Source organism: Microbispora sp. H11081, assembly GCF_012999535.1.
In the GTDB taxonomy this organism is placed as follows: domain Bacteria; phylum Actinomycetota; class Actinomycetes; order Streptosporangiales; family Streptosporangiaceae; genus Microbispora.
Map to the genome: position 1 here is coordinate 15,791 of NZ_JABBWV010000019.1, position 23,959 is coordinate 39,749.

Genomic DNA, 23,959 nt, shown 5'->3' on the forward strand with positions numbered 1-23,959 from the left:
GGGCTGCGCCATCGTGCCGACGGGCCTGTTCAGAGCACTCATGTCAAACAGCTGAAATGCGCGGTATCAGCTCCCTACGATTTCTGGAACACCATCCGCTCTCTCCGGAGAATTCGTTGAACCGGAACTGCGTTATCAAGGACCCCGCCCCGGGGAACCGGGCGCAGTGGCGCCGCAGCAGCGCCGCGTCCGCCAACGAGCGGCTGGCCTTCCTGAACGAGGCGAGCCGGCGCATCGGCAGCACGCTCGACCTGGCCGAGACGAGCCGGGAGCTCGTGGACGTGGCGGTCCCCCGCTTCGCCGACGCGGCGGCCGTGATGGTGCAGGACCGCCTCATGGCGGAGGGCGAGCTGTCGCCGCGGGCGGTGGACGGGACGACACTCGTACGCCGGCTGGCCCTGGGCGTGGCCGGCGAGGATCCCGACGCCTGGATGAAGTCCTTCCCCGTCGACGAGGCGATCATCTACCCGGCGATCCTCCCGCAGGCGCAGTGCATGGCGAGCGGGAAGCCGCTGATGTACCCGTCGCTGGACAAGGAGAGCGCCCGGCTGATCGGAGCCAGCCTGGACCGGGAGGACGCGGTCGCCGCGCTCCTGACCGACTGCTCGTTCCTCACGGTGCCCCTGCGCGCGCGGGGACGGGTCCTCGGCTGCGTGGTCTTCACCCGGCGGGCCGGCAGCCTGCCGTTCGAGGAGCAGGACGTGGTGGTGGCCGAGGACCTGGCCGCCCGGACCGCCCTGTGCATCGACAACGCCCGGCTGTACACCAGGGAGCGCAGGACGGCGCTGACCCTGCAGAGCAGCCTGCTGCCCGTCGAGCTTCCGCAGGCGCTCGGGATGGACATCGCGTCGCGTTACCTGCCGGCCAGCGACCTCATGGGGGTCGGCGGCGACTGGTACGACGTGATCGCCCTGCCCGGTGGTCGTTCCGCCCTGGTGGTCGGCGACGTCATGGGGCACGGGACCAGGGCCGCGGCCACCATGGGTCAGCTGCGCACGGCCGCGCGGACGCTGGCGAGCCTCGACCTGCCGCCCGACGAGGTGCTGTTCCGGCTCAACCTGATGAGCCAGGACCTCGACCCGAGCCAGATCGCGACGTGCATCTACGCCGTCTACGACCCGGTGACGCGCAGTTGCGCGCTCGCCCGCGCGGGGCACGTGCCGCCGATCCTGCTGCACCCCGACCGCTCTACGGAGATCATCGAGTTGCCGCCCGGCCTGCCGCTGGGCATCGGCAGCGACCCCCTGGAGTCGTGCGAGATGGTCCTGCCCGCCGGGAGCGTGCTCGCCCTCTACACCGACGGCCTGGTGGAGAGCCGCGAGCGGGACCTGGACGCCGGGATCATGGGACTGCGCCGCCTGCTCGCCGGTCCCGTCGACGATCTGGAGGACATGTGCGACCTGATCATCAACAGCCAGCGGTCGGGTCACGAGCGGGACGACATCGCCCTGCTGGTGGCCCAGGTCCGTGATCTCGATCCTGACGAGATCGCCACCTGCCCGTTGCCCGCCGACCCGCGGTTCGTCGCGCACGCGCGCCGTTTCGTCCGCGGCACCCTGCAGCGGTGGGGCCTGGGCAGCCTGGTGGACGCCACCCAGCTCGTCGTGAGCGAGCTCGTCACCAACGCGCTCAAGCACGGCTGGCCGCCGATCGAGCTGCGGCTGCTGCGGGGGCGGACGCTGGTGGTCGAGGTCGCCGACGGCTCGCCCGTCGTTCCCGCCCCGCGGCAGGCCACCCTCGACGAGGACACCGGCCGCGGTCTTCAGCTGATCAAGCGGTTCGTCTACCGCTGGGGCACCCGGCCCACTCCGTACGGCAAGATCGTCTGGGTCGAGCAGCACATCCCTTGACCCGGACGATCTCTCCCCTTGTGAGCGTGTATGACTGATCGTTGAGAAGAGTTACGTTCGAACGGGGAGTTCGTGGCGAGGAGGGGACATGATCGATATCCGTGACGCGTACCGCAGGGCGCTGGACGGTTTCGGGGACCGCCTCCATCTCGTCCGCCGCGGACAGTGGGAGCTGCCGACCCCCTGCGTCGACTGGGACGTCCGGGGACTGGTCAACCACGTCGTGTCCGAGAACCTGTGGGCCCCCGAACTGCTGTCCGGCCGTACGGCCGCGGAGGTGGGGGACGCCTTCGACGGCGATGTGCTCGGAGACGACCCGTTCAAGGCGTTCGAGGCGTCCGCGCAGGGCGCCGTGCAGGCCGTGTACGCCGAGGGCGCGCTGACCAGCGTCGCCCACCTGTCCTTCGGCGACGTGCCGGGCGAGGAGTACATCACCGAGCTGTTCGCGGACGCGCTGATCCACACCTGGGACCTGGCACGTGCCATCGGCGGGCCGGAAAGGCTCGACCCCGAACTCGTCGCCTCCTGCTCGGAATGGTTCGAGAAGGCGCGGGAGGACTACCGCGAGGCGGGCGTGATCGGGGACGAGCGTGACATCCCGGCAGGCGCCGACCAGCAGACCCGCCTGCTCGTCGCCTGGGGCAGGAACCCCTAGCCCTACCGGCCCCTGGGCCGCTTGCCGTGGTTGGCCTTCTTCTTCTTGCGTGCCTTCGACTTGCGTGCGCGTCTGCCCATGACGACCGCCTTCCGTCGAGCATGCTTTTCGCCCACTGTCCCCCCTGGGCTCGCGCCCGGCAAGTACCCGGCCGCCAACTCAACATGTCCCCACGCTCCTGGGGCATAATTTGTTGGAATCTGTTGAGCGGAGTGGTGGATGCTGGCCCAGCAACGGCAGCAGGTGATCCTGGAGCGGGTGCGCAGAACCGGCGGGGTGCGCGTCGCGCAGCTCGTACGCGACCTCGGGGTCTCGGACATGACCATCCGCCGTGACCTGGAGGTCCTCTCGGAACGCGGCCTCATCGTCAAGGTGCACGGCGGGGCGACCGCCACCGGCGCGGGCTCGACGGAGGAGCCGGGCTTCGCGGCCAAGTCGATGCGGCAGCAGGCCGAGAAGGAGGCCATCGCCCGCCGGGCGGCCATGCTCGTACGGCCGGGCAGCTCCGTCGCCCTTTCGGCCGGCACCACCACCTGGACGCTGGCCCACCATCTGGTGGACGTCCCGGAACTGACCGTGATCACCAACTCCGTGCAGGTGGCCGACGTGTTCCACCGGGCGGGGCGGCCCGACCAGACCGTGGTGCTGGTGGGCGGCGTGCGCACGCCCTCCGACGCCCTGGTCGGCCCGGTGGCCGTGGCGGCCGTCCGCTCCCTGAACGTCGACACGCTCATGCTCGGCGTGCACGGCATGAGCGTGCGTGCCGGATACACCACGCCCAACCTGCTGGAGGCGGAGACCGACCGGGCCCTCATCGCCGCCGCCCAGCGGCTCGTGGTCCTGGCCGACCACACCAAGTGGGGGACGGTCGGCATCAGCACGATCGCCGCCCTCGGCGAGGCCGACCTGGTCGTGAGCGACGCCGGCCTGCCGGAGGACGCGCGCGCCGCGCTGTCGGAGCACGCCGGCGGGCTCATCCTCGCCGATCCGCCCGGGGAGTCCACGCTGGAGACCGCGCCGTGACGCCGGGCACCGCCCCAGAGTTGGAGAACGCCACGTGAAGCGCACCATCACCCATCTCGCCGACGGTCGCGAGCTGATCTACTTCGACCGGCGCGACGACGCCGACCACAGCGCCACCGACCCCAGGGACCTGCCACCCCGTCCGCTCGCCTCCGAGTTGCGCTACGACCCCCTGATGGACGAGTGGGTGGCCGTCGCCCGGCATCGTCAGACGCGCACCCACCTGCCGTCCGCCGACGAGTGCCCGCTCTGCCCGGCCCATCCCGGCTCGGAGATCCCCTCGCCGTACGAGGTGGCGGTGTTCGAGAACCGCTTCCCGTCGTTCAGCTTCGACACCGGGGCGTACGAGCAGGTGGGCGGCCTCAGCAGGGTGCGGCCTGGGCTCGGGCGCTGTGAGGTCGTCTGCTTCACCTCCGACCACGACGCGTCGTTCTCCTCCCTCCGCGACGAGCAGGTCGAACTGGTCGTCGAGGCGTGGGCCGACCGCACGGCCGAGCTGTCCTCGCTGCCCGGCGTGGAGCAGGTCTTCTGCTTCGAGAACCGCGGCGCCGAGATCGGCATCACCCTGCCGCACCCCCACGGGCAGATCTACGCCTATCCGTACGTCACGCCGCGTACCCGCCACATGCTGGACGTCGCCGCCCGGCACCGGGGCGGCAACCTGTTCGCGGACGTCCTGGCCGCGGAACGAAGCGGGCCCCGGGTGGTCGCCGCCAACGAGCACTGGACGGCCTTCGTCCCCGCGGCGGCGCGCTATCCGTTCGAGGTGCATGTCTATCCGCACCGCCAGGTGCCCGACATCCCCGCGCTGTCACCCGCGGAACGGGCCGCGTTCGCACCGCTCTACACCGGCGTGCTGCGCCGCCTGGACGGGCTGTTCGGCGTCGTCATGCCGTACGTCGCGGCCTGGCACCAGGCCCCGGTCGCCCACCACCGCGACCTGGCCTATCTCCACCTGCAGCTCTTCACGATCCGGCGGGCGCCGGACAAGCTGAAGTATCTCGCCGGCTCGGAGTCGGCGATGGGCGCGTTCGTCAACGACGTGCTCCCGGAGGAGGCCGCCCGGATGCTCCGCGAGGTGGTCACGGATTGATCTCCGAACGGTTGCGACTCGGGTGGCAGCTGTCCTTTCTTTACCAGTAGTATCCCTGGCACCAGCTGTCACAGCAGGTACGCCTAATCCCGGGCGCCTCGCCCGGGAGCCGGGGACCCAACCAAGCACCTGGGGTCAAGGCAGCCGCCTGCCCGGGCTCCTCCAGCCCGAACCCGTCAGCTAACCCGGCCGGCACGTGGAGAGGAGTGGGCTCTGCCCCGCGCGTTCCCCCTGGTCGTCTGCGGGCTCGTCTCCGCCGCCCTCGTGTTCGGCGTGACCGGCCCCGGCGCCGCCGACCCCAAGCCGACGGAGAAGCAGCTCAAGCAGGAGCTGTCCGACCTGCGGAAGAAGGTCGACCGGCTGATCGCCGACTACAACGCCAAACGCGTCGCGCTCGCCCAGGCCAGGGAAGATGAGAAGGCCGCGCGCGGACGGCTGGCTAAGGCGGAGGCCGACTACGAGGCCGCCAGGGACGCCGTACGGCAGATGGCCGGGCTGCGCTACCAGGCCGACAACTCGCTGGCGCTGCCCGACATGAACACCGCCGCCCTGAACTACCAGCTCAAGCAGGAGCAGGCCGCCAGGATCGAGCACTTCGACCGGGTCCGCGCCGAGCGGCAACGGGCCGCCGACGCCGCCGAGACGCTCACCGGGCGGCTCAAGACGCAGGCGGCCCAGGTCGCCGCGCAGCGCGAGGACGCCGAGGACCTCATCGACGAGATCAAGGACAAGCTCGACGCCCTCATCCCGATCGCCCCGGGCAAACGAGCCGGCGGTTCGTGGGCGCCGGAGCTACCCGTGGGATCCGACAACATCACCCCCCGCATGCGGCTCATGCGCGACGAGGTCGGCAAGTATTTCGATCTGCGGTTCCCGGTCGGCTGTTACCGCGCGGAGAACAGCGGTGAGCACCCACTCGGGCGTGCCTGCGACTTCATGATGAGCTCGGGCGGCGCCATGCCCTCGCCGGAGATGAAGGCGCTCGGCGACAGCCTGGCCGCCTGGGCCATCAAGAACGGGCCGAAGCTCGGGGTGATGTACGTCATCTGGCAGCAGCGCATCTACAACCTCGGCCAGCCGGGCTGGCGGACCATGTCCGACCGCGGTGGAATCACCGCCAACCACTACGACCACGTCCACATCTCGATGTACTGAGCCCCACAAGCCGTTCATCTGCCCGTTCGAGCAGGGTAGGGCGGCCTCAGGCCGCGACGGTCGCGAGGGCTTCACGGCGGCGACGTCGAGGATCTTTTCGGTAGAAAGGCATCGTGACTAGCGATCAGCGGCATGGCAGTCGATGGCAGGACCGCTCACGTGTGCCCCATCTCGTGGTGATCCTGGGGAGAGCTCTGGCGGTAGGAGCAGGATTCGGCGCGGCGACCTCCCTCATGAACGCCCTGTCCCACAGCTATGCCGACCTTTCAAGCCGCGCCTACACCACCAGTGGGTGGTCCGTCGCGGAAATCGTCAGCGTGTTGCTGGACTCCGGCTGGGCTTGGGCGGGTTTGGCGGTCGCGGTGGGGTGGCTGGTCAGACGCGCCGGGGAGAGCCGTCCTGCGGCATCAGCGCAAGGCGGTGCCGCCGCTGGCGCACTGGCACTTCTCGCGGCCACAGCCGCCTACAGCATTGTGGACACCATCCGTAGCGGCGGGCAGATCCCCTGGTACGAGTCCGAGCCGCCCATATGGTGGGTCGCCAGTGTCGTCTTCGGAGCGCCCCTGGGTGCCATTGGTGCACGCGTCAGGCAACCGGGAGCGATCGGTTTGCTCGCGAGATTGACCGTGCCGGTCGGCGCCGCGGTACAGATGGTCGTGCTCCCGCCAGGCAGGAACGAGGTGGTCGAGACCATAGGGAAGACGATCGTATGGACGGTGGCTGCCACGAGTATCGGCCTCGTCGTCGTTCACTTCCTCCTCGTGGAGCGACGTCGGCGCTTTCTGGCAGCTGCGGAGTCGCCGTAAGAGGTGCCCCGGACGATCGGCCGCGAACTGACGAGAACCACCGAGACAACCAGGGTTCGAAATAGGAGACGTCGTGCATACTCGTGAAGCCGCGCTGCGCTGGGCGCACACATGGACCGCGGCCTGGGAAGGTCAGGACGCCGAAGCGATCGTCGCCCTCCAGGCGGAAGACGGCGTTCACTGGTCGTCGCCCTTCCGCGCTCCTTGCGAGGGACGTGCCGGGCTCAGAAAATACCTGCAGGACGTGTTCGCGGCGGAGATCGAGCCTACGCGGGCCCGTTTTGCCGAGCCGGTGGTCGACGACGACCAGGCGACCGTCGAATACTGGGCGCTTTCCCGTTATGACAGTGGTCCGCTGACCATCTCCGGGTGCACAGTGCTGCGGTTCGACTCCGATGGCCTGGTCATCGAGTCTCGCGACTACTCATTCGTCGAGTCCGGCCATCACCCGTCTCCGTTCGGATGGTAAGCCGAATGCTCTATTGAGCCCTTCGGGCTTCTCAGGGCCGTATTCCGCGTTTATGTGGGGCGCTACGGGCCGGGGACCGCTTCTCGTACCAGGTGTAGTAGAAGTAGGTGCTAGGGGGTCCGCTCAACGTGCCGTGGACCTGATACCAGGTATCGGCGGTGAAGGTGAAGATCTTGTCCCCGGGCCGGTCGTCCACGAGGATGTACGGTGCCTCCCCCTTCCGGATCTCGATGGTGAACGTCGTGCCGTCCGGGACATCGAGGCAGATCTCGTAGTTGTACGGCGAGCCGACGATGTTGTAGTTACGGCCGTCCACCGCCCCCCACGGGTAGTTGGTGAGGGCGTACGTGTGCTTGACGTAGGTGTACCCGCCCGTCGTGCAGTCGATTTCGGTGGTGGCCGCGGACGCGGGGCTGACGCCGGTGAGCGTGGCGCCGAGTACGCCGGTGGCGACGGCGAGACTGGAGATGATGCGCTTCATGCCTCTCCTCATCCGTGCGGTGGCCTCCGAACCAAATAGTTGAAGGCTCAACTGATTCTGCCCCATTTGCCACATTGGGACAAGTTTGAGAAGAAAACGTGAAACTTTCATTTAGAGCTTGGCCGCATTCCGGATTCAGCCGAAAAACGCTGTTTGTCTGCTTATGGGCGCCGGTATTCGAGCGTTTCCTGGTGTGATGGGAAATCCGTACGCCGGTCGCGGACAGGCCGCTTGGGCGGACGGCGCCGACCCCCACACCGCGCGATACGGCCCGCGGAAAGACAGGCCGACGCCGACAGGAGCGCGCCGGGTGGGGCAGGATGCGGGGATGACCGACACACGCATCGATCCCCCCGTCGCCGCGGACGAGCGCACGATGCTGCGCGCCTGGCTGGACTGGCATCGTGAGACCCTGGCCGTCAAATGCGAAGGACTCACGGAGGAGCAGTTGCGACTGCGCTCCGTACCGCCCTCCAGCATGTCGCTGCTCGGCCTCGTACGGCACATGGCCGACGTCGAGCGTGCCTGGTTCAGGCGGCGGCTGAACGGCGAGGACCTGGCCGCCATCTACTACGGGGACGACGACCCGGACGGCGAGTTCGACAACGTGGACGGTGCGTCCGCCGAGGAGGCCTTCGCGACCTGGCGCGCGGAGATCGAGCACGCGCGGGCGGCCGAGGAGGCGTGCGCCGACCTGGACGCCACGTCGAAGACGGGCAGAGAGGGCGTCCACTACTCGTTGCGCTGGATCATGTGTCACATGATCGAGGAGTACGCCCGCCACAACGGCCACGCCGATCTGCTGCGCGAGCGCGTCGACGGCGTGACAGGCGAGTAGGTCCCCCGGCGGGGCTCAGCCGGACAGGCGGACCGGGTTGACCAGGTCGGCGTAGATGAGCAGGCCGCCCATGACGATCAGCAGGGTCGCCATGACGTAGGTCAGCGGAAGCGCCTTGGCCACGTCCACGTGACCGGGAACGGGCCGGCGTCGCACCCGCGCGACGGCCCGCTTCAGGCCCTCCCAGAGCCCGCCGGCGATGTGACCGCCGTCCAGCGGCAGCAGCGGGATCAGGTTGAACATGCCAACCGCGAGGTTCAGCGCGGCCAGCAGGCTGATGAAGAACTCGATCTTGGTGTCGACCGAGAGGTCCGAGGCGGCGATCTCACCGCCGATCCGGCCCGCCCCCACGATGCCGATCGGCCCGTTCGGGTCGCGCTTGTCTCCCGAGAACGCGGCGTTCCACACGCCGACCATCTTCTTGGGGATGTTGACCATGGCGACGGCGGTGCGCTCGGTCATGTCCCACATCTGCCCGACGACGTAGCCGGGGCCCTTCTTCTCCACGACGGTGGTCGGGCTCACGCCCAGGAAGCCGACGTTCTTCTCGACCTTGTCGGGGTCGGTCAGCGAGGGCATGTCCTGCGCGATCAGATCGACCCGCACGTCGGTCCGCTGCCCGCCCCGCTCGACCCCGAGCGTCGTCTCCCCCGCGCCGTGCTCCCTGATCAGCCGCTGCGCCGTCTCCCAGTCGGGGACCGGGGTGCCGCCGATGGCGACAATGTGGTCGCCGGGCCGAAGGCCGGCCTTGGCGGCGGGCGTCAGCGGATCGCTCTCCCGGCAGTCGCGGTTCTGCCCCGCCTCGGCGGCGGGGATGGCGCACTTGGACACCGAGGACACGACCGGGGTCTGCACGCGCACGCCGAACCCCATCATCACGACAGCGAACAGCAGGAACGCGAGCACGAAGTTCATCGCCGGGCCGCCGGCCATGATGATGACCTTCTGCCACCACGGCTTGCGGTAGAAGACCCGGTTGTCGTCGCCCGGCCGGATCTCCTCCGAGGCGACGGCCCGCGCGTTCTCGATGAGGCCCTGCCAGGGGCCCGTGGAGACGCTGCGCAGCCTGCCGGGCTCATCGGTGGGACGCGGGGGAAGCATGCCGATCATGCGGATGTAGCCGCCGAGCGGGATCCACTTAACGCCGTACTCGGTCTCGCCCCGCCTCCGCGACCAGAGCGTGGGCCCGAACCCCACCATGTACTGGGTCACTCGGACACCGAAAAGCTTGGCGGGCACGAGGTGCCCGATCTCGTGAAGCGCGATCGACAGCAGCAGGCCCACGAAGACGATCACGAATCCGGCCACGATGAGCCAGCTCATCAGCGCGTACCCCCGAGGTGGAGAAGGTGCTCTGGCAGACGAAGCACCATTCGAGCGTAGCTCACCCGCACCAGAGCGAAGACGTCTCCCGCGAAGGCCCCGCCGGTCCGTCCGCGACCTAGGGACGCCAGATCAGGACGAGGGCGCAGTCGTCGTTGTGGCCGGAGGACATCGACTGGACGAGCTGCCTGGCCTTGTCCCTGAACCCGGACGGCAGCAGCCGCTCCGCCTCCCCGAGCAACCGGTCGAGGCCGGCGTCGATGTCCCTGCCGGGCTGCTCGATCAGCCCGTCGGTGAACAGCATGAGCGCGTCGCCCTTGCGCAGCACCCCACTGTCGGTCTCGCAGGCCAGGTCGGGGACCACGCCGAGCACGACGCCCTTGGCCGTGGACACCCGCCACGTGCCCGACCCGGCGTCGAACCTGACCACCGGAGGGTGTCCCGCCGATGTGATGGTGTACGCCCCCGTGGACAGGTCGAGCTCGAGGTGGACGGCCGTGACGAACCCCTCGTCGCCGAGCTGGCGGTGCAGGTAGGAGTTGCACGCGACGAGGAAGTCGTCCACCGAGCCGAGCAGCCCGCCGAAGGTGCCCGACAGCATGAGCGCGCGGGTGCCCGCGTCCACGCCCTTGCCCGACACGTCGACGACCGCCATCTGGACCCGGTCGCCCTCCCGCATCGAGACGACGAAGTCGCCGCCGAACGACGATCCCCCGGCCTGCTTGAGCACCACCTTGCCGCCCCAGTCCTTGGGCAGCGGCGGCAGCTCGCTCTGCCGCTTCAGCCGGTCGCGCAGCTCCAGCAGCATCGCGTCGCCGCGCAGCCCCTGGACGCCGAGCTTGCCCCGGGTCCGTGCCATCGTCCACGCCAGCGCGGCCGTGAAGGCCATGGTGATCAGGAGGCCGGGCCCGATGCTGGGCACTCCCGTGATCGGTCCCATGTACGTCAGGGAGGCCACGACCACGCACAGCAGGATCGCGAGGCTGCGCAGCCGGAGCTGGAGACCCCCGATCAGGGTGAAGAGGATCAGCAGCGAGGGCGAGAACCAGTACGCCGACACCTCCGCGTCGAGCACGCCGACCACGACGGTGAGCGTGGCGAGAGCGATGAGGAGATACCGGTCCGTCGACCAGACCTTCCTGAGGAAACGGACCAACGGCACCAGGAGTGGCACGCGCGCCAGGAACGCGCGCAGCCGAGGAGGGATCAGCGGCGCCGGACGGGAAGTCATGATGGCCTCGACTGTATCCGGACATCCCAGGTGACGGCACCTGCTTGACCAAGGTCTAGATCATCCGGCACGGATATTGGGTCGCCTCGCCTGGAGCTCCGCTTCTACGGTGGTCCGATGAGCATCACCGTACGTCCCATCGGGGAAGCGGAGTGGCCGGATTTCGTGGCGGTCGCCTACGAGGCCTTCAGCTCCACCTACCCGCTGGAGATCACCGACCGCTGGCGCGAGATCATGGAGTTCGACCGCCTCGTGGCGGCCTTCGACGACGACCTGGCGGTCGGCTGCGCCGGCACGCTGTCCTTCCATATGACGGTCCCGGGCGGGCCGATCCCCGTGGCCGGGGTCACGGCGGTCGGCGTGCTCTCCTCGCACCGCCGTCGGGGCGTGCTGACCGCGTTGATGACCCACCAGTTGCACGGCCTGCACCACCGCGGGGGCGAGGCCGTCGCCGCGCTCTACGCCAGCGAGGCCGGCATCTACGGCCGCTTCGGGTACGGCAGGGCCTCCGACGCCCTGTCCTTCCGCATCCCCACCCACGCGGCGTTCACCCGCGCGGCTCCCGCCGACGCCACGCTGCGGCTCCGGCTGGCCCGGCCCGCCGACGCGCTCGCCGCCCTGCGCCGGGTCTACGACGCCGTACAGCCCGGCAGGCCCGGCCTGTACGGGCGGTCGGAGGCGTTCTGGCGGGCCGAGATCCTCCCGGACACCGACTACGACCAGGGCGGGATGGGCCCGCTGCGCTGCCTGATCGCGGAGGACGCGGCGGGGCCCCGCGGCTACGCGCTGTTCCGGGCGAAGTCCGGCTGGAACGAGCACGGCGTGGCCGACGGCGAGGTCCGGCTCATGGAGTTGCACGCCTGCGACCCCGCGGCGTACGCGCTGGTCTGGCGGGGCGTGCTCGACCGGGACCTGTGCGCGGTCGTCCACGCCGGGCGGCGGCCGTCCGACGACGCGATCGTGCACCTGCTGGCCGAGCCCCGTCAGGCGAGCGCGGTCTGGATCGACGACCTGTGGGTCCGTCTCGTGGACGTGGACAGGGCTCTGGCCGCCCGCGCCTACGCCGCCCCCGCCGACCTGGTCGTCGAGGTGGAGGACGAGGTCTGCCCGTGGAACGCCGGACGTTGGCGGCTGAAGACGGCCGGTGGTGCGGAGTCGTGTGAGCGGAGCGAGGCGCCCGCCGACCTCACGATGCCGGTCGGCGTGCTGGGCGCGGCGTACCTCGGCGGGCGGCCGCTGAGCGCCGCGGCGGAGGCCGGGCTGGTGCGGGAGCACCGCGCGGGCGCGCTGCGGGAACTGTCGGCCGCGATGTCGTGGGACCCGGCGCCGTGGGGCTGCCGGGTGTTCTGAGCCGCGCGGGGCAGCGCGGAGATCGGTGATCGGCGCGTAGGCTTCAGGACATGGCACTGCAGAGTTTGCAGATCACCGCGGTCACGGCCATGCGGTCCCGCGACGTGTCCCGTCCGACGTCCGAACAGCAGGAGGCAGCCGACCAGCGGCCCCTGCGGGACGAGACGCCCCGGCGGGAGCCCCGCCGGGGCCGGGACAGGGACTTTCGCACGCAGGGTCAGGCGGGCAACGGCGGCAGTTCGCCGGTGGTCTCGTAGTCGGCGAGCTGGCGGATCCGCCGGGCGTGCCGCTCCGCCCCCGAGAACGGCGTCGCCAGGAAGAGCCCGACGAACCGGACGGCCTCCTCCGGCGTGTGCTGCCGGGCTCCGAGGCTGATCACGTTGGCGTCGTTGTGCTCGCGGGCCAGCTTCGCCGTGTCCTCGTTCCAGGCGAGGGCGGCGCGCACCCCCCGCACCTTGTTGGCGGCGATCTGCTCGCCGTTCCCGGAGCCGCCGATCACCACCCCGAGGCTGTCCGCGTCGCCGGCCACGCCCTGCGCGGCGCGTAGCACGAACGGCGGGTAGTCGTCCTCCGCGTCGTAGACGTGGGGGCCGCAGTCCTCCACCTCGTGGCCCTGCTCCTTCAGCCAGGAGACCAGGTGATTCTTCAGCTCGTAGCCGGCATGGTCGGCACCGATGTAGACACGCACAGCACAAGTTTCCCAGACGGCCTCTGGCGGACGGGACCCCGGGCTCCACTAAAGTAACGACCGAACAGGCCTGCGTCCCTTACATCATTCCGGCTGACAGGAGTGTCATGCACGAGCTTCGTTACGTCGGCGACCCGGTCCTCCGTACCCCGGCGGAACCGGTGACGGACTTCGACCGCGAGCTGCGCCGCCTGGTCGAGGAGATGTTCGCGATCATGTATCAGTCCGACGGCGTCGGGCTGGCCGGACCGCAGATCGGCGTGGGGCGGAGGCTGTTCGTCTACGACATCAGCAACCGCAAGGGCCACATGATCAACCCTGAGCTGACGATCGACGATCCCGAGCCGGTCGTCGAGGAGGAGGGCTGCCTGTCGGTGCCCGGCAAGGAGACCGGCAAGCCGTTGTACGCCCCGACCGCCCGCGCCGCCGGAGTGACCGTGCGCGGAGTCGACAAGCTCGGCCGCCCCGTCGCCGTCAAGGCCCGCGGCATGCTCGCCCGGTGCTTCCAGCACGAGTTCGACCACCTGGAGGGCACGTTGTACGTCGACCGGCTGGGCAAGGACGAGCGCCGCAGGATCCTGCTGCAGACGCCCTGACTCAGAGCTGGACGGCCTTGACCTCCAGGAACTCCTCCAGACCGAACTCCCCGAGCTCCCGGCCGATCCCGGAGTGCTTGTAGCCGCCGAACGGCGCCATCGTGTTGAACCTGCCGCCGTTGACCGCGACCTGCCCGGTGCGCAGGCGGCGCGCGACCGCGAGCGCCCTGTCCTCCGTGCCCGCCCAGACCGCCCCCGACAGCCCGTACGGCGTCCCGTTGGCGATCTCGACGGCCTCGTCCTCCGACGCGAACGGGATGATCGACAGCACCGGGCCGAAGATCTCCTCCTGCTCGATGGACATGCCGGGCGAGACCCCCGCGAAGATCGCGGGCTCGACGTAGTAGCCGCGCTCCATGGGGTTGTCGGTCCCGCCGAGCACGAGGCGGGCGCCCTCCTCCTGGCCGCGGTTGATGTATCTGACGACCCGGTCGCGCTGGGCGGCGGACACCAGCGGCCCCAGACGCGTGCCCTCGGCGAACGGATCTCCGGGGACGTAGGCGCCGGCCGCCTCGACGGCGATCCCCACGGCGTCGTCGTACTGGTCCCAGTGGACCAGCATCCGGGTCAGCGCCGAGCAGGTCTGGCCCGAGTTGAGGTAGGCCCCCGCGACCCCGTTCCGCACCGCCTTCTCCAGGTCGGCGTCGGGCAGGATGACGTTCGCCGACTTGCCGCCGAGCTCGAGCGCCACCCGCTTGACCGTCTCGGCCGCGAGGACCGCGACCCGCCGGCCGGCCCGGGTCGACCCGGTGAAGGACACCATGTCGACGTCCGGATGGGCGGCGATGGCCTCGCCCACCACCGGCCCGTGCCCGCTGACCATGTTGAACACGCCGGGCGGCAGGCCGATCTCGTGGAGGATGTCGGCCAGCGCGTACGCGGCGAGCGGCGCGACCTCGCTCGGCTTTAGCACCACCGTGCAGCCGGCGGCCAGCGCCGGGGCCACCTTGCACACGACCTGGTGGAGCGGGTAGTTCCAGGGCGTGATCGCCCCCACCACGCCGACCGGCTCGCGCACGATCAGCGAGTTGCCCACCCGGCCGGCGTCGAACGCGTACCTCCTGGCGAGGTCGGCGTAGGACGCCAGCACCTCGGCGGGCATCAGCGTCTGCACCTTCAGCGCGAGCGTCAGCGGCGCCCCCAAGTCGGTGGCGATCGTCGCCGCGATCTCCTGGGCCCGCTCCTTGAGCAGCCCGGCCGCCGCCCCCAGGAACGCGGCGCGTTCCGCCGGCTCCAAGGCCGACCAGGTGGGGAAGGCGGCACGGGCGGCTGCGACGGCGGACTCGACGTCGGCGGGCGACCCGGCGGGCACCCGGTCCACGACCTGCTCGGTCGCGGGATTGACGACGTCGACGGCCTCCCGGGAGGCGGACGGGACCCAGGCTCCGTTGACGTAGAGATGACGCATGTACCTCATCCTTGCGCCTGTCCTGTCAGATGGCGAGCCCTCGGGCCGAAACCTTTCCGACGGGTTCAAGCGCCTGTGAAGGAGCCCGTAACACTCAGGTGAAGATGGGGTCGCGGGTCCTGGACCGCTTCAGCTCGAAGAACCCGTCGGTGCCGGCGACGAGCAGGACGCCGTCCCACAGCTTGGCTGCGGCCTCGCCCCTGGGAATCGGCGAGACGACGGGGCCGAAGAACGCCGTGCCCTCGACGGCGATGACCGGCGTGCCGACCTCCTGGCCGACCAGGTCGATGCCCTCGCCGTGCGAGCGGCGGATCGCCTCGTCGAACTCGTCCGAGTCGTGGGCGGCGACCAGCGCCGGGTCGAGCCCGGCGGCGGTGAGCGCCTCGGCGAGCGTGGCCCGGTCGCGCTCACGCCCCTCGTCGTGGAACCGCCTGCCGATCTCGGTGTAGAGCTCCCCGAGGACCTCCTCGCCGTACTTGTCCGACGCGGCGGCGAGCACCCGTACGGCGCCGAGCGTCTCCTTGACCCGCTCGGCGTACTCGGCGGGGATGTCCTTGTCCTCGTTGAGCACCGCCAGGCTCATGATGTGCCAGCGCACGTCGACGGGCCGGAGCGCCGCCACCTCGTGGATCCACCTGGAGGTGATCCACGCCCAGGGGCAGGCGGGGTCGAACCAGAAATCGACAAGCTTTCGGTCAGACACTGTGACACCCTCTCGAACAGACTATGGTTCCCTCGGTCGTCAACCTGGGAAGTAAATCTCCTATTCCAGATAGGAGTGATCTTGAATTCGACCCGTCACCGGGGCGTGGCAGGATTCAGGCATCCCTGACGCGACGGGGCGGCGGGGTTCCGGGGGTTCGATCATGTGATTGAGGAGCGGGTGTGGCAGGGAATCTGACACGGGACGAGGCCAGGGAGCGCGCTCGGCTGCTCTCTGTCCAGTCCTACCAGGTCGAGCTCGACCTGACGGAGGGCGAGGACCGGTTCGAGAGCATCACCACGGTGCACTTCACCTCGGACCGCGAGGGGGCGGACACCTTCATCGACCTGCACGGCGCGCACGTGCGGAAGGTCGTACTCAACGGCAGGGAGGTGGACGTAAGCACCTACGACGCCGAGAAGGGCCGCATCCCGCTGACCGGGCTGGCCGGGCACAACGAGCTGCGCGTCGACGCCGACTGCTCCTACATGCGCACCGGTGAGGGCCTGCACCGCTTCGTCGACCCCGTGGACCAGCAGGTCTACCTGCACAGCCAATTCGAGACGGCCGACGCCCACCGGATGTACGCCTGCTTCGACCAGCCGGACCTCAAGGCGACCTTCGAGCTGACCGTCCTCGCCCCCGCCGAATGGGAGGTGGTGTCCAACGCCGCCCCCGACACGGTCGAGCAGCTGGAGGAGCACCGCGGGCGGCACGGCACGCTGCAGGCCGCCAAGCGCTGGCACTTCCCGCCGACCCCCGTCATGTCGACGTACATCACGGCCCTCATCGCCGGGCCGTACGCCGTCGTGCGGGACGAGCACGACGGCATCCCGCTCGGCATCTACGTGCGGCGCTCGCTCGCGCAGTACCTCGACCCCGAGAACCTCTTCGAGGTCACCAAGCAGGGCTTCGACTTCTTCCACCGCGTCTTCGGCCTGCGCTACCCGTTCGGCAAGTACGACCAGCTGTTCGTGCCCGAGTTCAACGCCGGCGCCATGGAGAACGCGGGAGCCGTCACCTTCCTGGAGGACTACGTCTTCCGCTCGCGCGTGACCGACGCCGTCATCGAGCGCCGCGCCGAGACGATCCTGCACGAGATGGCGCACATGTGGTTCGGCGACCTCGTCACCATGCGCTGGTGGGACGACCTGTGGCTGAACGAGTCGTTCGCCACCTACATGTCCGTGCTGTGCCAGGCCGAGGCCACCCGCTGGGGCCAGGGCGCGTGGACGACGTTCGCGAACGTCGAGAAGGCCTGGGCCTACCGGCAGGACCAGCTGCCCTCCACCCACCCCATCGCCGCCGACATCCCGGACATGCAGGCCGTCGAGGTCAACTTCGACGGCATCACGTACGCAAAGGGCGCCTCGGTGCTCAAGCAGCTCGTCGCGTACGTTGGGCTCGACAACTTCCTCGCCGGGGTCCGCGACTACTTCAACGAGCACGCCTGGAAGAACACCACCCTGCAGGACCTGCTGTCGGCGCTGGAGCGCACCTCCGGGCGCGACCTGTCGTCCTGGTCCAAGGAGTGGCTGGAGACCTCGGGCGTCAACACGCTGCGGCCGTCGTTCACGACCGACGACGAGGGCCGGTTCCTCAGCTTCGAGGTGCTGCAGGAGGCCAGGCAGGAGCACCCGACGCTGCGCTCGCACCGGGTGGCCATCGGCCTGTACTCCCTGCGGGACGGCGTGCTGACCAGGACCAGGCGGGTCGAGCTCGACGTCGTCGGTGCGCGTACGGCCGTGCCCGAGCTGGTCGGCGAGGTCCGGCCCGACCTCGTCCTGGTGAACGACGACGACCTCACCTACGCCAAGATCCGGCTCGACGAGCGGTCGCTGCAGACCCTCGTGAACGGCGGGATCACCGCGTTCACCGAGTCGCTCCCCCGCGCGCTGTGCTGGTCGGCCGCCTGGGACATGACGCGGGACGCCGAGATGGCCACCCGCGACTACGTCAAGCTGGTCGTCTCCGGCATCGACTCGGTGCGCGACATGACCGTCCTGCAGACCGTGCTGCGCCAGGCCCGCCAGGCCGTACAGCAGTACGCCGACCCGGCGTGGCGGGGCGCCGGCCTCGCCGAGCTCGCAAGCGCGTTGCGCCGCCTCATCGCGGCGGCGGAGCCGGGCTCGGACCACCAGCTCGCCTACGTCAACGCGTTCGCCGCGACCGCCACCTCCCCCGAGGACCTGGCTTTCCTCAAGGGCGTCCTCGACGGCACAGAGGTGCCCGAAGGCCTCGCCGTGGACACCGACCTGCGCTGGACGCTCGTCCACGCGCTCGTGTCCGGCGGCGTGCTCGGCGCCGGGGACATCGACGCGGAGCTGGCGCGGGACGCCACCGCGACCGGCGAGCGGTCGGCCGCCACCAGCCGGGCCATGATCCCGACCCCGGAGGCCAAGGCCGAGACCTGGGCGAAGATCGTGGGAGGAGAGCTCAGCGGCGCGGTGCTGCGCTCCACGCTGCTCGGCTTCTCGGACCCGCACCATCCCGAACTGCTGGAGCCGTACGGCGACCGGTACTTCGCGGAGATCGGGCGGATCTGGAGCGAGTGGACCTTCGACATGGCCCAGAACTTCGCCGTCGGCTGCTACCCGGCGCTGCTGATCCGGCCGGAGACCGTGGCCCGCACGCAGGACTACATCAGCGCGGAGCAGCCGCCGCACGCGCTGCGGCGTCTGCTGCTCGAAGGCGCCGACGGGGTCAGCCGGGCGCTGCGAGCCCGCGCCCGCGACGCCTCCGCGTGATCTTGTAGTTTGTCGCAGAGGACCCCGTCGAGCTGCCCGTTCACCTTTCGTGATCATGCACAGTTCGGCGGGATAACCTCTCTACCTGCACGAATGCAGTCCGTGATCTTGCAGCCGCCTCACTGGGTGCAAGATCACGGACTTTTGTCGTACGGCACGAGCAGCGGGAACGGCCGCGCGATGCCGGCCGCTGCATGATCACGCGCGGTTGTACCGCAGGCCGGAGGGTGTGCGTGCGACAAACTGCAAGATCACGGAGGGGTGCCGTGCAGGTGGGAGGCACGCCTGCGACAAACTACAAGATCACCACGGGAAAGTGGGGGGAAAGTGGGGTGCAAGCGGGGGGTGGTCACATGGGGTGCCCGTTTACAGGGTGAACGGTCCGGGACTACCGTCCGTGCAGGAGGCCTCCATGATCCCCTTGATCGTCGTCCTCGCCGTCGTGGCCGTCCTCGTCGCGACGCTCGTCTCCGTTTACAACCGTCTCGTACGCGCCCGAAACAACGTCGACAACGCCTGGGCGCAGATCGACGTGCAGCTCAAGCGCCGCTACGACCTCGTTCCCAACCTCGTGGAGACCGTCAAGGGCTACGCCGCCCATGAGCGGGCCACGCTGGAGGCCGTCGTCGCGGCGCGTTCCCAGGCGATCGGCGCGCACGGCCCGGCCGAGCAGGCGGCCGCGGAGAACATGCTGTCCGGCGCGCTCAGGAGCCTGTTCGCGGTGGCCGAAGCCCACCCCGACCTGAAGGCGAGCGCCAACTTCGCCGAACTCCAGGAGGAACTGGCCGCCACCGAGAACCGGATCGCCTACTCCCGGCAGTACTACAACGACGCCGTCCTGACCTACAACAACGCCGTCCAGGCGGTTCCCGCGAACATCGTGGCCGGGATGACCGGCTTCACGCCCCGCGAGTACTTCCAGGCGCCCGGCGAGGAGCGCGGCCCCGTCCGGGTCAGGTTCTGACCATGGTGGCCTGGGTGGCCGCGGCGGCGGCGACCGGCCTGTGGCTGCTGCTCCTGCTCGCGCTCGCCGTCGCGACGAGAAACCCGGACGTCGAGCCGGGGCCGGCCACCGGAGAGCTCGCCCCGCACTCCCCCGCGGTGGTCGACCTGATCACCGGAAACTGGCGGCTGTGCGACGAGGCGGCCTCGGCCACCCTGCTCGACATGGCCGCCAGGGGCGTCGTTGCCGTCGAGGAGATCGGCCCCGAGCTGTCCCTCGTACGGCTCCGCAAGGAACCCGGCGACCTGCGGCCCTACGATCGCCTCGTCTACGACCACGTCCGGTCGCTGGCGGTCGACGGCGTCGTCGCGACGGGGGCGCTGGCCGAGGGCTCGCGCGACCTCGGCCGGTGGTGGAAGAGCTTCCGCAAGAAGGTGATTGTCGAAGCGCGGGAGCAGGGCCTGTCGAGGCCGCGCTGGAGCAGGGCGCACGCGCTGCTCCTCGGCGCGGCGGCGATCGTGCCCGCCGTGGCGGTCGGCATCGCGGTCTCGATCGACGACACCCGCGCGAACCACGACGGCGGTCCCGGGGCCGCGATCGTGTCCTTCGCGCTTCTCGTGGCGCTGATGGGCAGGCTGAACGGGGAGCGCGGCACGGCCGAGGGGGCGCGGGCCGCCGCGCACTGGCTCGGCGTCCGCGAGCATCTGCGCGCGACCGGGCGGTTCGCCGAGCAGCCCGCCGCCTCGGTGACGATTTGGGGCCGCCACCTGGCGTACGCCGCCGCGCTGGGGCTCGCGCCGCGGGCCGTCAGGAGCCTTCCGGTGAGCACCCCGGCCGACGACAACCGGGCCTGGTCCGAGTACGGCGGGATGTGGCGCGTCGTCGACGTCCGCTATCCCTCGCGGCTGCTGTGGGGCCGGCCGCCTGGGGCGACGGTCCTGCGCGGCCTCGCGGCCGGCTGGTTCGCCGGGTTCTTCACCTGGATCCTGCTGGTCGTCGCCGCCGCCTTCGAGGTGTGGCCGGACGGGCTCGTCCTGCCCGCCGCTCTCGCCGCCGGTCTGGGGGTGGCCGGCCTGCCGGTCCTGTACGCGGTCTCCGATCTCGGTGGCGCCGCGACGGTCGAAGGCCAGATCGTCCGGCTGCGCCGGTTCGCCGCGGGCAGCAAGGGGGACGACACCCCCAAGTGGACCTACTGGTGCGCGATCGACGAAGGACGCTCCCGCGAGGTCAGGGCCATGTGCCTGAGCGAGGAGATGTGGCGTCCCCTGCGGGAGGGCGACCAGGTGCGGGCCGTCGCGGGGCGCAGGCTCGGCTGGATCAGGCGGATCGATGTGATCGAGGGGTCGCGTCCGCGGGCCGCCGCCTCCTACGACGACACGGGCGAGCACCTGGTGGACGCGCCGGAGAACCTGGGCCAGGTGCGGATCCTGCCCGAGCCCGGCCCGCGCGCGACGGCGGCGGCGGACGGCGTGCGCCCGGCCGACCTCGTCACTCCCGCCGATCTCAAGCGGGCGCTCGGGATCGACGTCGGCGCCCCCGTGGCGTGCGACGGCCCGCCCGCCCCGGCCTGGCTCAGGATCGACTCCTGCCGGTACGAGACCGCCACAGGGGTGAGGGTGGACGTCCACGCCGCCACCGGCATCCGCTCCCGCTATCTCATGGTGGTCGGGCACACGCTGACCCGGGTGCAGGGCCGGCCGGTCGAGGGGGTCGGCGACGGCGCCATGCTCTATCCGGGCCTGGTGTCGGCGGCCACCGGCAGGGGCACGTTCGCGATCACCGTGTCGTCCCCGCAGGGCCCGCCGCCGCCGGGACCGCTGATCGAACTCGCCCGTACGGCCGCCGCCCGCCTGGATCAGTAGGGTCGTCGGGTGCACTCAGCCCGAGACCTGTTGATCGTCCTGGCCCGCCGGTACTCGTTCGGCGACGTCGGCGCGCTGGCGCCCGACGTGCTCGGGGAGGGAGACCGGGCGGCCCTGGTGGAGTCGGTGTGCGAGTTCGGCCAGCGCCTGCTCACCCTCGACGCGGAGGACTTCGCCACCGAGATCGACGCCCAGACGGTGCCCGCCGACCTGCGCAGACGCGCCCGCGCGTGTCACATGCCGCAGACGCCGAGGGAGCAGCCGCGCGGCGCGCTCGACTCGTTGCGACCGGCCTACGCGCTGCTCTTAGAGGTGATCGAGGCCCGCTGGCGGCGGCGCGAGCTCAGCGCGATGATCGCCGCCGTCCACATCTGCGGCGAATATCTGCCCCTGCTCGCGTTCGAGCCCGCGCTCGGCCACGCGGGCGACCCGGTCCGCTGGCCGGAGGGCCTGCGCGCCCCCGGCAGCCGGTTCGGGACCATGCCCGCCGGGGACTGCGACCACACCAGGGCCGAGCGGTCGGCGGCCGAACGGACGCTGCGCGTGGCCGTGGAGCCGCCGCCGGGCTGGCGGGCCTACTTCGACCGGCAGCACAGCCAGGTGGCGGGGGCCCTCGCCACGTGCGCGGGCCGGTGCCGCACCCCGTGCGGGGCGCTCGCCTGGGTGCCCGGCCTCGACGACCTCGCCGCCCGCTGCAGGATCGCGCTGGCGTTCGCCGACACCCCGCTCGTACGCCTGCGCCACGCGGCCCCGGTGGGCCACGGCTTCGGCGTGCCGTCGCCCGAGGAGGTGCTGGAGGCGTGGGAGCGCAGCCGCGCCGCGCTGGCCAAGCACGACGCGGCCCGCGCGGTCACCGCGGACGACGGCTTCCCGCTGCCCGGCCTGCCCGCCCTGTTCTCCGCCGTGGCGGCGGCGCCGGTGCGGCCCGCCACGCTGCTCGCCGACGTCGCCGCCCACGTGGTCGAACTGCTGCGTTAGCCGTTCACCAGACCGGCGGCCTGCGGTCGCCCCAGAATCCCCCGGCCGCCGCCTCCACCTGGGACGACAGCGAGATGAGCGTTCCCTCGTCGCCGTACCTGCCCGCAAGCATGACGCCGATCGGCAGGCCCTCGGGCGACCAGTGGAGCGGGAGGTTCACCGCGGGCTGGCCGCTGACGTTGTAGATGGCGGCGAAGGGCGCGAAGCGCATCATCCGCTCGAACGTCTCCTCGGGCGAGTCGACGTCCTCGAACCAGCCCACCGGCACGGGCGGCTGGGTGACGGTCGGCGAGAGCACCGCGTCGTACGCGTCGGTCACCAGCAGCGCGAACCGCGTGGCGAGTTGCAGCGTCCCCTGCGCCTGGAGGAACTCGGGGGCGGAGACGGCGTGGCCGCGCTCGCGCAGCCAGGCCGTGAGCGGGCGCAGCTTCGGCTCCAGTTCCTCGGCGACCGGGTGCATGCAGGAGAAGGCGAACCACATCTTGACGAACTCGGGCACCACGTCGGGCCCGAACGGCGGGGCGATCTCCTCCACCTCGTGGCCGAGCGACTCCAGCGTCGCCGAGGCGCTCTCGTACGCCGCGAGCACCTCGGGGTGGACCTCCGCTCCCGGCACGGCGGGCGTGGCGAATCTGGCGATCCGCAGCCGGCCAGGGTCGCGCCCCACATAGGCGGAGAACGACCCGAGGGCGGGCGGCGGGGCGTGATAGAGATCGCCGGGGTTGTTGTGCGCCATGACGTCCAGCAGCGCCGCGGCGTCGGCGACGTCGCGGGCGAGCGGCCCGTTGGTCGACAGCCCCGCGAGGTCGGGCACGATCGGGGCGGCGGAGATGCGGCCGCGGCTGGGCTTGATGCCGAACAGGCCGCAGACGGAGGCGGGGATGCGGATAGATCCCGCGCCGTCGCTGCCCTGGGCCACCGGCGCGAGACCGGCCGCGACCGCGGCACCCGCTCCCCCGCTCGACCCGCCGGCCGACCGCGTGGTGTCCCAGGGAGTGCGGGCCGGCTCGCCCAGATAGGTCTCCGTGTAACAGGGCATGCCGAACTCGGGAGTGCTGGTCTTGCCCAGCATGATCGTGCCCGCGTCCCGCAGGCGCTCGACCACGCTGTCGTCCGCGGGCGCGACGAACCCCTCGTAGGTGGCCGAGCCGAAGTGGACGGGCACGTCCTTGACGAAGTTGAGGTCCTTGATCGGAACCGGTACGCCCAGCAGCGGCGGCAGGTCCCCGGTGTCACCGGCGGTGACCCTGGCCTCCTGCTCACGCGCCTGGGCCAGCGCCCGGTCGGCGGTCACGGTGACGAACGCCCCCAGGCCGGAATCGAGCCGCGCGATGCGCTCCAGGTAGTGCTCGGTGATTTCGACGGGGGAAAGTTCACCGGTACGTACGGCTGCCGCCTGCTCAAGGGCGGTAAGATCGTGAATGTGCGCCACGCTACCGAACGGTAGGCCCCCCGGCCGAGGATATCTAGAGAAGATACCCGCACTTCCGCGCGATGAATCGGCTCAAGCAGGCCACAAAAGTATGAACCATCCAACACTAGGCAAGCCTCGGACGGCTCAACTACCGTGAGTGATGTGGATACCGGTCTAGCGCCAGAAGACGGTCACGATACGTCACCCATCTGGGTCGGTGACCAAACGTCGGAGCAGGCGGAACGCCCTCCGGCGCCACCTGAGGCGCCGGCGTCCCCCAGCTACGCTCCGGTCCAGCGCACGTCGCTGAGCAGCCTGTGGCAGGACACGCGATATCGCCATCTCC

The 23,959-nt window shown here is 70.5% G+C and carries 23 protein-coding genes and 1 riboswitch; of the genes, 15 read left to right on the forward strand and 8 right to left on the reverse strand.

Annotation, left to right across the window (positions count from 1 at the left end):
* The first annotated feature begins 116 nt into the window (after positions 1-116).
* The gene (locus HHX31_RS30740) at positions 117-1,850 is read left to right on the forward strand and encodes a SpoIIE family protein phosphatase (protein WP_169952799.1); all 1,734 of its coding nucleotides are present in this window, start codon (positions 117-119) and stop codon (positions 1,848-1,850) included.
* Between the two features lie 88 nt (positions 1,851-1,938).
* On the forward strand, positions 1,939-2,505 hold the full coding sequence (locus HHX31_RS30745; protein ID WP_169952801.1) for a TIGR03086 family metal-binding protein: 567 nt from the start codon (positions 1,939-1,941) through the stop codon (positions 2,503-2,505).
* Between the two features lie 2 nt (positions 2,506-2,507).
* Here the strand turns inward: HHX31_RS30745 and HHX31_RS36085 are convergent, their stop codons facing one another.
* Complete coding sequence (locus HHX31_RS36085; protein WP_396712280.1) at positions 2,508-2,585, reverse strand: 50S ribosomal protein bL37; 78 nt, start codon at positions 2,583-2,585, stop codon at positions 2,508-2,510.
* A gap of 139 nt (positions 2,586-2,724) precedes the next feature.
* Here HHX31_RS36085 and HHX31_RS30750 point away from each other — a divergent pair, with 139 nt between their 5' ends.
* The 5 genes from HHX31_RS30750 (at position 2,725) to HHX31_RS30770 (ending at position 7,051) form a co-directional block, all read left to right on the forward strand.
* On the forward strand, positions 2,725-3,528 hold the full coding sequence (locus tag HHX31_RS30750; protein ID WP_169952803.1) for a DeoR/GlpR family DNA-binding transcription regulator: 804 nt from the start codon (positions 2,725-2,727) through the stop codon (positions 3,526-3,528).
* Positions 3,529-3,562: 34 nt separating this feature from the next.
* A complete protein-coding gene (gene galT / locus HHX31_RS30755; RefSeq protein WP_169952805.1) occupies positions 3,563-4,621 on the forward strand; it encodes a galactose-1-phosphate uridylyltransferase in 1,059 nt (352 codons plus the stop codon).
* A 70-nt stretch (positions 4,622-4,691) separates the two neighbouring features.
* Positions 4,692-4,830, forward strand: a riboswitch (cyclic di-AMP (ydaO/yuaA leader).
* Positions 4,831-4,894: 64 nt separating this feature from the next.
* Positions 4,895-5,776: a hypothetical protein gene (locus tag HHX31_RS30760; protein ID WP_311932352.1), complete on the forward strand. Its 882-nt coding sequence runs from the start codon at positions 4,895-4,897 to the stop codon at positions 5,774-5,776.
* A 233-nt stretch (positions 5,777-6,009) separates the two neighbouring features.
* Positions 6,010-6,582 (forward strand): hypothetical protein, encoded by a 573-nt coding sequence (locus HHX31_RS30765; protein WP_211590560.1) that lies wholly within the window; start codon positions 6,010-6,012, stop codon positions 6,580-6,582.
* A gap of 73 nt (positions 6,583-6,655) precedes the next feature.
* Positions 6,656-7,051, forward strand: a complete 396-nt coding sequence (locus HHX31_RS30770; protein WP_169952808.1) for a nuclear transport factor 2 family protein — start codon at positions 6,656-6,658, stop codon at positions 7,049-7,051.
* Between the two features lie 31 nt (positions 7,052-7,082).
* On the opposite strand, the gene HHX31_RS30775 is transcribed toward HHX31_RS30770, so the two are convergent.
* Positions 7,083-7,532: a hypothetical protein gene (locus HHX31_RS30775; protein WP_169952809.1), complete on the reverse strand. Its 450-nt coding sequence runs from the start codon at positions 7,530-7,532 to the stop codon at positions 7,083-7,085.
* Between the two features lie 328 nt (positions 7,533-7,860).
* Between HHX31_RS30775 and HHX31_RS30780 the strand changes: the two genes are divergently transcribed.
* On the forward strand, positions 7,861-8,370 hold the full coding sequence (locus tag HHX31_RS30780; RefSeq protein ID WP_169952811.1) for a DinB family protein: 510 nt from the start codon (positions 7,861-7,863) through the stop codon (positions 8,368-8,370).
* Between the two features lie 15 nt (positions 8,371-8,385).
* On the opposite strand, the gene HHX31_RS30785 is transcribed toward HHX31_RS30780, so the two are convergent.
* Positions 8,386-9,693 (reverse strand): RIP metalloprotease, encoded by a 1,308-nt coding sequence (locus HHX31_RS30785; RefSeq protein WP_169952813.1) that lies wholly within the window; start codon positions 9,691-9,693, stop codon positions 8,386-8,388.
* Between the two features lie 118 nt (positions 9,694-9,811).
* Positions 9,812-10,924, reverse strand: a complete 1,113-nt coding sequence (locus tag HHX31_RS30790) for a PP2C family protein-serine/threonine phosphatase (protein WP_169952814.1) — start codon at positions 10,922-10,924, stop codon at positions 9,812-9,814.
* A 117-nt stretch (positions 10,925-11,041) separates the two neighbouring features.
* Between HHX31_RS30790 and HHX31_RS30795 the strand changes: the two genes are divergently transcribed.
* Together HHX31_RS30795 and HHX31_RS30800 are read left to right on the forward strand one after the other, a co-directional pair.
* Positions 11,042-12,274, forward strand: a complete 1,233-nt coding sequence (locus tag HHX31_RS30795; RefSeq protein WP_169952816.1) for a GNAT family N-acetyltransferase — start codon at positions 11,042-11,044, stop codon at positions 12,272-12,274.
* A gap of 50 nt (positions 12,275-12,324) precedes the next feature.
* Positions 12,325-12,531, forward strand: a complete 207-nt coding sequence (locus HHX31_RS30800) for a hypothetical protein (RefSeq protein ID WP_169952817.1) — start codon at positions 12,325-12,327, stop codon at positions 12,529-12,531.
* Here the strand turns inward: HHX31_RS30800 and HHX31_RS30805 are convergent.
* Entirely contained in the window at positions 12,492-12,962 is a 471-nt protein-coding gene (locus HHX31_RS30805) for a ribose-5-phosphate isomerase (RefSeq protein WP_142557400.1), read from the reverse strand. The two genes, HHX31_RS30800 and HHX31_RS30805, sit on opposite strands and share 40 nt — an antisense overlap.
* A 107-nt stretch (positions 12,963-13,069) precedes the next feature.
* Between HHX31_RS30805 and def the strand changes: the two genes are divergently transcribed.
* Entirely contained in the window at positions 13,070-13,558 is a 489-nt protein-coding gene (gene def, locus HHX31_RS30810) for a peptide deformylase (protein ID WP_169952819.1), read from the forward strand.
* 1 nt (position 13,559) lies between these two features.
* Here the strand turns inward: def and HHX31_RS30815 are convergent, their stop codons facing one another.
* Positions 13,560-14,966, reverse strand: coding sequence for an aldehyde dehydrogenase family protein (locus HHX31_RS30815; RefSeq protein ID WP_169952821.1), 1,407 nt, complete (start codon positions 14,964-14,966; stop codon positions 13,560-13,562).
* Positions 14,967-15,060: 94 nt separating this feature from the next.
* Entirely contained in the window at positions 15,061-15,669 is a 609-nt protein-coding gene (locus HHX31_RS30820) for a DsbA family protein (RefSeq protein WP_169952828.1), read from the reverse strand.
* A gap of 182 nt (positions 15,670-15,851) precedes the next feature.
* Between HHX31_RS30820 and pepN the strand changes: the two genes are divergently transcribed.
* From pepN to HHX31_RS30840, 4 genes are all read left to right on the forward strand, one after another.
* Positions 15,852-18,416: an aminopeptidase N gene (gene pepN, locus HHX31_RS30825; protein ID WP_169952829.1), complete on the forward strand. Its 2,565-nt coding sequence runs from the start codon at positions 15,852-15,854 to the stop codon at positions 18,414-18,416.
* A 412-nt stretch (positions 18,417-18,828) separates the two neighbouring features.
* Complete coding sequence (locus tag HHX31_RS30830; RefSeq protein ID WP_169952831.1) at positions 18,829-19,380, forward strand: LemA family protein; 552 nt, start codon at positions 18,829-18,831, stop codon at positions 19,378-19,380.
* A 2-nt stretch (positions 19,381-19,382) separates the two neighbouring features.
* Positions 19,383-21,221: a DUF2207 family protein gene (locus HHX31_RS30835; RefSeq protein WP_169952833.1), complete on the forward strand. Its 1,839-nt coding sequence runs from the start codon at positions 19,383-19,385 to the stop codon at positions 21,219-21,221.
* Between the two features lie 9 nt (positions 21,222-21,230).
* The gene (locus tag HHX31_RS30840; protein ID WP_169952834.1) at positions 21,231-22,199 is read left to right on the forward strand and encodes a hypothetical protein; all 969 of its coding nucleotides are present in this window, start codon (positions 21,231-21,233) and stop codon (positions 22,197-22,199) included.
* 4 nt (positions 22,200-22,203) lie between these two features.
* Here HHX31_RS30840 and HHX31_RS30845 read toward each other — a convergent pair whose 3' ends face one another.
* Positions 22,204-23,631 (reverse strand): amidase, encoded by a 1,428-nt coding sequence (locus HHX31_RS30845; RefSeq protein ID WP_169952836.1) that lies wholly within the window; start codon positions 23,629-23,631, stop codon positions 22,204-22,206.
* Positions 23,632-23,959 lie beyond the last annotated feature (328 nt).